The following is a 12,307-nucleotide window of genomic DNA, read 5'->3' as shown; positions in this document are numbered from 1 at the left end:
AGTTTAATTTTCTGTAGTAGAATTAACTTGATAATCTTTGATGATATTAATAATTTGTTGACTACTAATATTAGCCTGTTCTGATTTTGTATAAACAGTTAATAAAACTACTGTATTTTCTATTTTCACATAATAAATAAAACGTTATCCGCAACTTTTTCTTTTTGAATACCACTATTTTTTACTCTTACTTTAAATACCTGATGATTAATACCAGATACTCTATCTCTCAGTAATTATTTTATGTTTTTACTTTTTAATAAGCGGGTAACGCGATTCGAACGCGCGACATTCACCTTGGCAAGGTGACGCTCTACCACTGAGCTATACCCGCATCTTTTTGTTTGCGACATTTAATATTGTGTCAAAAAAATAAAAAAATGTCAAGGTTTTTCTTAAAATTTTTCCCGTTCTCAAGGTAAACTCTTAGAAAAATGAAAATTAATCTTTCAACACATAGCCTACGCCTCTAACAGTCTGAATAATTCTTTTTTCCTTATTCGATTCTAATTTCAGTCGCAGGTATCTTACATATACTTCAATGATATTAGAATCTCCGCCAAAATCATAACCCCAAACTTTTTCTAAAATTTGATCACGAGTTAATACTTGTCGAGGGTGGGAAATTAAATATTCCATTAAGTCATATTCCGTAGCGGTTAAATCGATGATGCGATCGCCTCTTTTTACTTCACGGGTACGACGATTCAAGCTCAAATCAAGAAAGTGTAGTTCGTCGGGGTCTTCTTCATTGCTTTTGCGTAAATGGACTCGTAACCTAGATAATAATTCTTCAATACCAAAAGGTTTAACAATATAATCATCCGCCCCTGCATCTAAACCAGCCACACGATCATTGATTTCATCCCTTGCAGTTAAAAGGATAATAGGAATCATGCAGCCTAAACTACGTAACTGACGACAAACATCAAAACCAGACATTTGGGGTAACATCCAGTCTAGCAAAATCAGGTCAGGATTAATTTTTTGAGCAACCTTTAATCCTTCTTTTCCATCTGGTGCGATCGCAACTTCATAGCCTTCATATTGCAACTCTAACTCCAAAAACTTAGCTAATTTTTGCTCATCTTCTACCACTAAAATCTTACTCATTTTTCTCTTTATCTTTCTCTATGGTTTATATCTTAACCTGAGTTCGTGATAAATTTTCATCGATGAGTCATGGCAAAAAGGGCAAAGGGCAAAGGGCAAGGGGCAAAGGTAAATGGTTGATAATTAAAAATTAAGAATTGAAAACCCCGAACTGAGATTTTTTTATAGAACTAAGATAACCTCAGTTCGGTTTAAGAATATCCAACAAGGTTAGGTGTCAGGTTGCAGGTTGCAGGTTGCAGGTTGCAGGTTGCAGGTGGTAGGGGTTTTTAGCAAGGGGCTTAAGCCCCTTGTTTAAGTCAGTTCGGATTAAGGCAATTTTATCGTTGTTTCTAAGAAGCTATAAGGTTTTCTGACTAGGAGAAAATAATGCTTTCAGCTTATCCCGAACTCAGGTTAAGATAATAAAAAAGGAGGCGACAATGCCTCCAGAAAAATGAGAAGTTATCAAATAGTTTGTTTAGACATCGTAATACAATGCAAACTCATAAGGATGAGGACGAAGACGCATAGGGTTAATTTCATTATCTAACTTATACTCAATCCAATTATTGATAAAGTCTTCAGTAAATACCCCACCTTCTGTTAAGAAAGCATTATCTTGTTCTAAAGCCTCTAAAGCCTGTTCTAAAGAGCCGGGAGTGGAAGGAATTTTGCTTAATTCCTCTGGGGAAAGATCATAAATATCCACATCCAAAGGTTCACCCGGATCAATTTCATTTTTAATACCATCAATACCTGCACAAAGCATTGCGGCAAAGGCTAGGTAAGGATTGCTAGTAGCATCAGGACAACGGAATTCTAAACGTTTCGCTTTAGGATTTGTACCAGATAAAGGAATACGTACAGAAGCCGAGCGATTACCTTGGGAGTAAGCTAAGTTAACAGGAGCTTCAAAACCCGGAACTAAACGCTTATAAGAGTTAGTGGAGGGATTACTAAAAGCTAAAATTGCAGGAGCGTGTTTTAAAATACCACCAATATAGTGTAAAGCCATTTTACTTAAGTTGGCATAACCATCACCCCAGAATAAAGGTTGACCATCTTTCCAAATAGATTGGTGAGTGTGCATCCCTGAACCATTATCATTAAATAAAGGCTTAGGCATGAAGGTAACAGTTCTACCATACTTCTTGGCAACATTTTTAATCACATACTTATAAGTCATTAAATAGTCTGCCGCCTCTATCAAAGTAGCAAAACGAAAACCTAATTCATTTTGTCCACCAGTAGCAACCTCATGATGATGCTTTTCAATGGGTACACCACATTCAGCCATTGTTAAAAGCATTTCCGTACGCATATCCTGCATCGTGTCTGTGGGGGGTACGGGGAAATAGCCTTGTTTGTAACCCGGTTTATAACCTAAATTTCCGCCTTCTTCTTCTTTTCCAGAATTCCAACGTCCTTCTACACTGTCAACATAATAGTATCCCTTGTTTTCCGTTTGATCGAAACGAACATCATCAAACACAAAAAACTCCGCCTCAGGACCAAAATAAGCAGTATCTCCGATGCCACTTTGAGCTAAATACTCTACAGCTTTTTGAGCGATACTACGAGGATCTCTGGAGTACCATTCCCCAGTACGAGGTTCTTTGATACTACAAATCATGCTAAGGGTAGGTTCTTTGCAGAAAGGATCAATCCACGCAGTGGTAGGATCAGGAACCATTGCCATATCAGATTCATTAATAGCTTTCCAACCACGAATACTAGAACCATCAAAAGGCACACCATCCACAAAAGAAGATTCGTCTATTTGATCGTAGTAAAAAGAGCAATGTTGCCAAGTACCGGGTAAATCGATAAATTTGAGGTCGATAATTTTGATATTCTGATCTTGAATCATTTTCAAGACTTCTTGGGGAGTTCCGGGCATTAAATTATTTCTCCTTTATTTCTTGTCGTTACTTTTATGTCTTACTCACAAGTCTTAATCCTAAGCACAGTCAAACCTAAGTTTTGTAGCTATTGATACATATATATAAATATTTATTGTCTTTATGCTAATTTTGCATAACTGACAGAAGACACAGCGAAGATGTAAAGAAAAGTTATACTAGCACCATATAAACAAACAATTTTTATAATCTTTTTATATTTAACTACTCCAATAAAGCATAAGATGACTGTTCAAATTAAGCTCAATGAACGCCATCATAAAGTATTACAGGCAACTATTAAGCATTACATCGCAACGGCTGAACCAGTGGGGTCAAAAACTTTAATGAAAGAGTATGACTTTAGCGTTAGTTCTGCGACAATTCGTAATGCGATGGGGAAATTAGAAAAGGCTGGTTTTTTATATCAACCTTATACTTCTGCCGGGCGTATCCCCTCTGATTCCGGTTATCGTGTTTACGTGGATCAACTTTTAACGGAACAAAATACTGTTAAAGTTTCCCTTGATCCTTTTCTCGATGCTACTTGGCTCAATTTATCCGGGCGTTATGAAATTCTTTTTCAAAAAATAACAAAAATTCTTGCAGAAGTAAGTGGCTGTATTGCTTTAATTACCCTACCTCAAGTCTCAGGTAATATTATTCATCATCTTCAGTTAGTTCGAGTTGCTGATAATAAAATTATGTTGGTGATCGTCATAGATAATTACCAAACAGAATCTTTCGTCTTAGATAGTAAGGAATTAACGTTTAATTCTCAAAAGTTACATCCTGAAGTTCTTGATAGTGAGCTAGAAATTTTATCGAATTTTTTAAATCATAAATTAAAGGGTAAATCTCTGAGGGAAATTAATCATTTAGATGGCAGTGAGTTGGATAATGATTTTAAACTTTACACAGATTTTATTAATCATTTGCTCACAAAGATAAAGTCTAGTTATCATTTAGCTCAAAGTACTCCTATTTTATTGCAGGGATTCTCACAATTAGTACAACAACCTGAATTTTCAAGTATAGATCAGGTTAAAATTCTGTTAAATTTTTTAGAAACAGAGCAAAAACAGCTTCTACCTCTTTTATTTAATATTAATGAAAATTTGGACGGAAAAAGAGTAAAAATTCATATTGGTTCAGAAAACCCATTGGAGTCGATGCGCTCTTGTAGCTTAATATCTGCTTATTATTTTCAAGAAGATTATCCTGTGGGTAGTGTTGGCATTATTGGACCGACGAGAATGCCCTATGAACAGGCGATCGCCCTTGTTGAATGTACGGCTAATTATCTATCTGAAAAAATGTAATTTACTTAAGTTCGGGATAAATTTTCATCTATAAGTGATGGTGAAAAGGGCAAGGGGCAAAGTAAAAGGGCAAACCCCCCTTTATCCCCCCTCGAGAGGGGGGAGAGCAAAGGTAAATAGTGAATAGTTGATAATTACTCGTTGCTCCTTACTCATTACTTTCTTCTAAAACCTGAAACCTGAAACCTTATCTCCCTCTCCCCTCATCCCCCCATCTCCCAAACACCTACCCTTATCCGATATTTTTAAACTGAACTGAGATTAAATATGTTTTGTTACTTAGATAATGTAAGATTTAGATTTGATTCATTATCCAAAGAGAAAATTCTTCCTGACTCAATGGCTTAGAAAATAAATATCCTTGTCCATAATTACAGTTTAGTTTTTGTAAAATTTCTAGTTGTGTTTCTGTTTCAATTCCTTCACAAACAACATTTAATTCGAGATTATGACAAAGGGTAATTATTCCTTGTAAAAATTTAATATTTTTAGGATGAGTATTTAATGGTTTAACAAATGCTTTATCAATTTTTATTTGATTTAAAGGAAAATTCCTCAATCTAGCTAGAGAAGAATAACCAGTACCAAAATCATCGATCGCAATTTTAACTCCTAGTTTTTTGATTTCTGATAAAATTTTTGTAATATTTTGAATTTGATGAGCAATGATTGATTCTGTAATTTCTATACGTAAATTATGAGGTGAAATTTGGGTTTTGTTTAAAACATCTTTAATTTGTTGTAAGATATTTCCCTGCTCAAATTGTTGCTCACTAACATTGACATTTATACAAACATTTTCTGGAATTAAATTGGCTTCTTGCCACTGTTTCAATTGATTACAAGCCTTATTTAACACTAATTTGCCAAGGCTAATCATCAGCCCACTTTGTTCGGCGATGGGCAAAAATTTATTAGGATTTAAAAATCCTAATTCTGGATGTTGCCAACGCACTAAAGATTCAATACTGGTTATTTTTCCTGTTTTTAAATCTATTATAGGTTGGTAATAAATAATTAAATTATCTTTTTCAATGGATTTTCTCAGATCATTTTGTAATTGTAAACGCCTGATAAAATCGTCATACATTTCTCTCCCGAAAACTTGATAATCTCCTTTGCCTTTATTTTTTACTTGATACATGGCTATGTCGGCATCTCTAAATAAATCCTCTGCACGAAGATAAGGAGAATTTGTAGTTTGATTATGACTTAAGACAATTCCAATACTACAGGTGGTAAAAAATTCCTGATTATGAATATAAAAAGGTGAGCTTATCTCTACTTGAATTTTTTCTGCAACTGCGATCGCATCTTCAACTTTAGTGATAGAATCGAGGAGAATTGCAAATTCATCTCCCCCTAACCTTGCCACCATATGGGAAGAGGATAAACAACGGCGTAAACTATAGGCAATATCAATGAGAAATTTATCTCCTGCTAAATGTCCAAGACTATCATTAATAGTTTTAAAATTATCTAAGTCAACCAATAATAAAGCAAATAGCTGATGAGGAGTATTCTTAGCTTCCTGCAACAAATTTTCTAAGGTTGCCATAAAATAAGCCCTGTTGGGTAATTTCGTTAGAAAATCGGTATTCGCCGCTTCAATTAACTTAGTTTCCATAAAGCGACGTTTAGTAACGTCCTGAAAAATAGTCACGAAACATTGTTTTTCTCTTTCCCCAATAATAGTAGTTGTTATTTCTAACCATTTAACCTCTCCTTTTTTCGTGATGATGCGTTTTTCTACCGAAGTTGGATTAAGATTAGTAGAAAAGCAAATTTCTCGCAAATATTCTTGGGTGGATACCGTATCTTCTGGATGAATAAAAAAATAGCCTGACTGTTGTCTTAATTCATTTTCTGAGTAATCCAATAATTTACACAAAGTATTGTTAACTATTTCTAGTCTGTAGTCAACATCATGGATAGCAATGCCCACAGCTACTTGGTTAAAAATACCATTTAATAAGTCTTCTCGTTGCTTAATTTTCCCCGCCATTTCCCGTAAGGCTTTACTCAACACCATTCTTTCATCTCGAAACACAGAAAACATGAAATTAGTGTCTGAAATGTCTATATCTGGTTGATAATTGCCTTCTCCCACAGCTTGGGCATATTTTTGTAATTTTCCTAAACGGGTAGTTAAGAAATGGGATAATCCGATAATGGAACAGAAAAAAATAGGATAGGATATGACAAAAAAAGATAAAAATCTTTCACGAATATCTTTTTGTATCTCATTTATTTCTTCTGTTTGCATATCTGCGCCTATTCCCGCAATTATTTGTCCTGATGAATCTTTGATGGGTGCATAATAAGTTATCCAACTCCCCCATTTATCTTTGTAAAAATTTCGATAAACTGTAGCCCCTTCTGCAAGAGTTTGTAAATGATATGATGTGGCGGGGGCAGATTCTAAGAAATCAACGCTTTTTTGAGGGTTTTTTCCTCTCCATACATCTACTAAATAGATAATTTCGGTTTTATCTGTGGGGGATAATTGAGAGATATTGGGGTGAGTAAAAGTAAATAAAAAAATATTGGGGTGTAACTGGTTTATCTTTTCCATCCATTGTAGTTGACTTTTGTAGCGTGGATCGTCTGAACTACCTTCTTCATTGGCTTTGCCTTCTTGGAATAGTTGCTTTAACTCTTCTGTATCAATCTGTTGCGAAGATGCGATCGCAACTTGTTTCAAATTATTTGTCAAACGTTCTAAACTTCGCTTCATACTACTTCTATAAGACCACCAGTAAAGACACAGAAAAAAAAGAGTAAATACAACTGTGTAGCTAATTAGTATTTTTGTCCGCAGACTAATAAATTTTTTCATAGGATTATGGACGAACTGAGTGTAACAAAAGCACTACAAAGGTAAAAAATAATTTGGCTTTAGTAATCACTGACATTGATACGATAAACTAGGAATGATTTTTGGATAACAATATTAATTTAACTTAAATAAGCGAATACTCTCCTAGAAATAGGTATTTTATTTAACAAATAATTTCTTTTATTTTCTTTTCCTGAAAATTAATCCCATTTTCTTTAAATTACTTGATGATTTATAGCTGGCTAAGATTAAGAATTAACTGTTCAAGTATTTCTGGTAACAATTCTAAGGAATAATAGTTACACTTGTATTGTGCATTAACTGCGATCGCACCTACAAAATTATCATCCAAAGAAAAATTATTAATTTGCCATTGAGAGTAAGAGTTAGTACAAAAATTAATAGTATTTAATCCGCCGGATAATCCCTCTCCTATAGCTTTTAAATAGGCTTCTTTTTTTGTCCAAAATTGGTAAAAAGTTTTAACTTGTTCTTCTTTTTTTAAATGCTGTAAATATTGATATTCTTCCTGTGCAAAAAATCTTTTTGCTATCCTTAATAAATTATTATTATCTTCTAGTTCCTCTAAATCAACCCCTAAATTTAATAGAGAGAAACAATAAATTATATCTGTTTTACTATGAGATAAATTAAAATTTAAACCTATATTGTTTATGCTAAAATCTAATACAGGCTTACCTTTTTTATTATAAAAAAAGAATATCTCCTCTGGTTTTATTAATAAATAATTTGCTAAAATAACTCTTAAAATACCTTTATTTACTAAATAGCTATTACATCTTTCTTGAGATTTAAAATATAGAGCTTTATTCAGTTCATCATCAGACAAAAGACTTTTAAAAAAAGGAATAAAATCTAAAAAATTACTAACATTACCATAAAAAAGATGAACATCATAGGGAAATAAAGAAAAGGGTAAAATAGAAATCTTTTGCCAAGATTGTAAATCCCAGAAAGTCATAAAAGCATCAAAACTTTAAGCGCATTTAGGTATAATCAACAAACTAAAATTCCTCTATTACCTGAGTTCAGAGTTAAAGTAAAACGATATTGATGAAAAAGGCAAATAAATTGATTTGTTATCTTCTATTTTTTTATTCACCAACAAATACTCAGAAAATCTTTACCTTCAAACCTGTGGGTTGAACATTGCTCAACCCCTACAACACCGTCAAACCCATCCAAATCGGATATTCTTATATCAAACCGAGGTTATATGATCCCCTCTAATTCTAACTCCTCAATCATTTGTAAACCACGAGGATCACCCAATCTTAGTAAAGCCATCTTCGCATCTTCCTTAACCCCTAAATCCTTATCCTCTACTAATGCCTCAATTAAAGCATCGATCGCAGTGGCATAAACAACATTGTAAGGTAATTCACGACATAATTGTCCAATAGTCCAACCGCAATTACTACGCACTGCTGGAACTTCGTCTTGTCTCAAGGCTTTAATTAACACTGGTAAAGCAGTAATGGTATCTTCATAATTCAACTTAGCAATATTTGCCAAACTACTAGCCGCCCATAAACGAACCGCACTAATATCAGTTTTAAGAGCATTTAACAAAGGTTCAAAAGCTCGCTCGTCGCCATTATTACCCAAAGCCCAAACAATGCCTTTACGCACATAGCCATTCCAATCGTTCTTGAGAGTATTAATTAAAGGAACAACAGCACTTTCATCGGTATTTCGTCCAAGGGCATAAGCAGAACTAACCCGAATTAAAGGACAACTATTATTTAAAAATTCGATTAAAATAGGAATTGCTCTGGGTTCGCTAATTTCGCAAAAAGCCCGAACAGCTTGGATTTGCTCCTGTTTATTATCACTGCGAATCAACTGTAACATTAATTCTGGATCAGGAGCAGGAGAAGACTCAACCTCAATGTCGTCCAATGGATCGAGGTCGGAATCAAAATCAATAGCGGTTTGCTTTAAACTTAGATCATTCATATAAATTAATGATACATGATCAGCCCCAAGAGGTTAATAGTTTAGTATCAATTATGACGAAAAATTACCAAGAAATAAGTACTTCATCAGGATACCAAAATGCGTTCCCCAATGAAACCCTCTCAGTAATTGCTTTGGGGAGTAACTTAGGAGATAGTCAGAAAATTTTAAATGAAGCCATTTTCACCCTCAAAGAAACAGAAAAAATACAATTAATTAATCATTCCCATTGGTATCAAACCAAGCCCGTAGGACCTCCTCAACCAGACTACTTAAATGGCTGTGCCATTATCAATACAACTCTTAGCCCTCATCAACTGCTCAACACTTTGCTCGAAATAGAAAAAAAATTTGGCAGGGAAAGAAAAGAAAAATGGGGAGCTCGCACCCTTGACCTAGATTTAATCTTTTATGGAGACTTAATTTTAAATACTTCCACCCTAGAAATTCCTCATCCAAGAATGAGAGAAAGAACCTTTGTCCTTGAACCCCTTGCAGAAATAGCCCCCCATTGGATTGATCCCGTAACGGGTTTAAGGGTATCTGAATTACTAATCAACATCTCAGAAAATAAGACGTTAAATTTAGAGGCTTAGAGTGTCACGGGGATGAGAGGAGAGGGGGAAATAAGTAATGAGTAACGAGTAATTATCAACTATTCACTATTTACCTTTGCCCTCCCCCCTCGAGAGGGGGGATAAAGGGGGGTTTGCCCTTTTAACTTTGCTCCTTACTTTTTCAGCAATTTTAAATAGTTAAGATGAATTTAACATTAATTTTTGTAACAAAATATTAATTAAATGTGACTGGATGAATAACCAGAAAAAACTAAAATAAATGGCAGAAGAATAGGGATTATAAGGTTAAATAACTGAAGTAAAGAAGAATAATTCCGATAAAAATTGTTAATAAAGACTCTTAATTTGATAAAGTAGATCACGATAAATCTAACTATACTTATTCTTTAGCCAAAGAGACTAAGTACCCATTAAGATTAAAAATTTAAAGAAGATTGACAAAGAGAGGTTTAACTATGAGATTTCGTAGCCTGTTCGTGGCTTTCCTCATCGTCTGCTTAGGTTTTTTGAATGCTTGTAGCGACAATGTAGCCAAAGCGTACGATCCTAATACAATTACTTATGATGAAATTTTAAATACTGGATTAGCAAATAAATGCCCCGAAATTTCTGAGTTTACTCGTGGTAGCATTGCTATTTCTCCTGATGAACCTTTAGCTATTGTGGATATGTGCTTAGAACCACAAGAATACTTTGTAAAAGAAGAACCTGTAAATAAAAGACAGGAGGCTAAATTTGTTCAAGGTAAGCTCTTAACCAGAGATACCACCAGCTTAGAGCAAATCAGAGGTACTTTAACCGTTGATGAAGAAGGGGTTTTAACCTTAACTGAATTAGACGGTATTGACTTCCAAATCGCTACAGTTTTATTACCCGGAGGCGAACAAGTACCTTTCTTCTTCACCATCAAAAAAATGGTTGCTACTACCGAACCCGGTTTCACTGCGGTTAATACTTCTGCTGACTTTAGTGGTGAGTTTAAAGTGCCTTCCTATCGTGGTGCTTCTTTCTTAGATCCTAAAGGACGTGGTTTAAGTAGTGGTTATGATAACGCTGTTGCTTTACCTGCTGGTGCGGACAAAGAAGATTATCTTCGCAGTAATTTAAAGCAGTATGAAACCAGAAATGGCGAAATTTCTTTACAAATCACAAAAGTAGATGGTGAAACTGGAGAAATCTCTGGAGTATTTGAAAGTGAACAACCTTCTTCTACTGATTTAGGTGCAGAAGAACCCGAAGAAGTTAAAATTCGTGGTGTTTTCTATGCTCGTTTAGAACCCCAAATCTAGGTTATTAGTTCGGAGTTCGGGGTTCGGGGTTCAGGGTTTTTTAAAGTAGGTAGGGGTTGAATATATTCAACCCGTACAAAGTGGAGGATGAATCTTCATTCACCTGAAACCTGACACCTGAAACCTGACACCTATTTTATAAATTCTACATTTTTCATTCTTCAATATAATGTCTTTATTTGATTGGTTTGATAATTTGCGTAAGTCTGAACCAGAGATAAAACCTCAGCAGGAGAGAGAAATTGCTGATGGTTTATGGACAAAATGTCCTAAGTGTGGAGTTTTATCTTATACAAAAGATTTACAGGCTAATAATATGGTTTGCTTGGAATGCGAACATCATATGCCTGTTTATAGTGATGAAAGAATTAGTCAGTTAATTGACCACGATACATGGCAACCTTTAAATCATCATATTAATCCCACAGATCCCCTCAATTTTCACGATCGCAAGGCTTATAGCGATCGCCTCTTGGAATTAAAAACAAAAACTTCTCTTACTGATGCAGTACAAACTGGTGTTGGTTTAATTGATGGTTTACCCATTGCTCTAGGGGTTATGGATTTTCGTTTCATGGGGGGAAGTATGGGGTCTGTTGTGGGAGAAAGATTGACCCGTTTGATCGAGTATGCTACTGCTAATATGATGCCAGTGGTGATTATTTGTGCTTCTGGTGGTGCAAGAATGCAGGAAGGAATGTTAAGTTTAATGCAGATGGCAAAAATTTCAGGGGCGTTGCAAAGACATCAAGAAAAAAAACTTCTCTACATTCCCGTCTTAACTCATCCTACTACTGGAGGGGTAACTGCTAGTTTTGCGATGTTGGGAGATTTGATTTTAGCTGAACCGAAGGCAACTATTGGTTTTGCGGGAAGAAGAGTCATTGAACAAACTTTGAGGGAAAAATTACCTGACGGTTTCCAAACTTCAGAGTATTTATTACAACATGGTTTTGTAGATGCGATCGTATCTCGTACTCAATTAAAGAAAACTCTTGCTCACTTGATCAGTTTACATCAGCCGTTTTATCCCATAGGAATGAAGAATTAAGAGGGAGCATATCCCCTGCAAATGTGAATGAAGTTGGAGAATTTTTTTCGGAGACATTGTCTAGCATATTTGGAAAAGTTAGGTTTTGCTTCATGTGCTTGATGCTTGGATTGATTTTAGTAAAGATATTAGAATCAGAAAGAGAAGATGAGAAATGCGATCGCACCTTTATAAAGAGTATCGGAGTACTTTAATTACTAATATTGTTATTGATTATGTATAAATAAACTAATTTATAATTATCAAAATATC

10 protein-coding genes and 1 tRNA gene are annotated in these 12,307 nt (G+C 34.7%); 4 read left to right on the top strand and 7 right to left on the bottom strand.

Annotated elements, in window-relative coordinates; all coding sequences use genetic code 11:
* Positions 1–3: 3 nt before the first annotated feature.
* The 4 genes from CYAN10605_RS19300 to glnA form a co-directional block, all read right to left on the bottom strand.
* Positions 4–129: a hypothetical protein gene (locus CYAN10605_RS19300; RefSeq protein ID WP_277422472.1), complete on the bottom strand. Its 126-nt coding sequence runs from the start codon at positions 127–129 to the stop codon at positions 4–6.
* Positions 130–262: 133 nt separating this feature from the next.
* Positions 263–334, bottom strand: a tRNA-Gly gene (locus tag CYAN10605_RS09245).
* 107 nt (positions 335–441) lie between these two features.
* Positions 442–1,113, bottom strand: coding sequence for a response regulator transcription factor (locus CYAN10605_RS09240; protein ID WP_015219679.1), 672 nt, complete (start codon positions 1,111–1,113; stop codon positions 442–444).
* Between the two features lie 460 nt (positions 1,114–1,573).
* Positions 1,574–2,995 carry a type I glutamate--ammonia ligase gene (gene glnA / locus CYAN10605_RS09235; RefSeq protein ID WP_015219678.1) on the bottom strand — a complete coding sequence of 474 codons (1,422 nt, stop codon included), beginning with the start codon at positions 2,993–2,995 and terminating at the stop codon, positions 1,574–1,576.
* Between the two features lie 246 nt (positions 2,996–3,241).
* On the opposite strand from glnA, the gene hrcA reads away from it, so the two are divergent.
* The gene (gene hrcA / locus CYAN10605_RS09230; protein ID WP_015219677.1) at positions 3,242–4,318 is read left to right on the top strand and encodes a heat-inducible transcriptional repressor HrcA; all 1,077 of its coding nucleotides are present in this window, start codon (positions 3,242–3,244) and stop codon (positions 4,316–4,318) included.
* 295 nt (positions 4,319–4,613) lie between these two features.
* Here the strand turns inward: hrcA and CYAN10605_RS17825 are convergent, their stop codons facing one another.
* The 3 genes from CYAN10605_RS17825 to CYAN10605_RS09215 all read right to left on the bottom strand — a co-directional run bounded on the left by CYAN10605_RS17825 (position 4,614) and on the right by CYAN10605_RS09215 (position 9,137).
* Positions 4,614–7,055: a bifunctional diguanylate cyclase/phosphodiesterase gene (locus CYAN10605_RS17825; RefSeq protein ID WP_051018115.1), complete on the bottom strand. Its 2,442-nt coding sequence runs from the start codon at positions 7,053–7,055 to the stop codon at positions 4,614–4,616.
* Positions 7,056–7,389: 334 nt separating this feature from the next.
* Positions 7,390–8,139 carry a 4'-phosphopantetheinyl transferase family protein gene (locus CYAN10605_RS09220; RefSeq protein WP_015219675.1) on the bottom strand — a complete coding sequence of 250 codons (750 nt, stop codon included), beginning with the start codon at positions 8,137–8,139 and terminating at the stop codon, positions 7,390–7,392.
* A gap of 251 nt (positions 8,140–8,390) precedes the next feature.
* The gene (locus CYAN10605_RS09215) at positions 8,391–9,137 is read right to left on the bottom strand and encodes a HEAT repeat domain-containing protein (RefSeq protein WP_015219674.1); all 747 of its coding nucleotides are present in this window, start codon (positions 9,135–9,137) and stop codon (positions 8,391–8,393) included.
* Between the two features lie 53 nt (positions 9,138–9,190).
* Here CYAN10605_RS09215 and folK point away from each other — a divergent pair, with 53 nt between their 5' ends.
* From folK to accD, 3 genes are all read left to right on the top strand, one after another.
* Positions 9,191–9,733, top strand: coding sequence for a 2-amino-4-hydroxy-6-hydroxymethyldihydropteridine diphosphokinase (gene folK / locus CYAN10605_RS09210; RefSeq protein WP_150108995.1), 543 nt, complete (start codon positions 9,191–9,193; stop codon positions 9,731–9,733).
* Between the two features lie 437 nt (positions 9,734–10,170).
* Positions 10,171–11,004 (top strand): photosystem II manganese-stabilizing polypeptide, encoded by an 834-nt coding sequence (locus CYAN10605_RS09205; protein WP_015219672.1) that lies wholly within the window; start codon positions 10,171–10,173, stop codon positions 11,002–11,004.
* Between the two features lie 169 nt (positions 11,005–11,173).
* Complete coding sequence (accD, locus tag CYAN10605_RS09200) at positions 11,174–12,055, top strand: acetyl-CoA carboxylase, carboxyltransferase subunit beta (protein WP_015219671.1); 882 nt, start codon at positions 11,174–11,176, stop codon at positions 12,053–12,055.
* Positions 12,056–12,307: the final 252 nt, after the last annotated feature.

Origin of the sequence: Cyanobacterium aponinum PCC 10605 (assembly GCF_000317675.1) — a bacterium.
Classification (GTDB): domain Bacteria; phylum Cyanobacteriota; class Cyanobacteriia; order Cyanobacteriales; family Cyanobacteriaceae; genus PCC-10605.
This window is presented reverse-complemented; position numbering and strand designations above follow the sequence as displayed.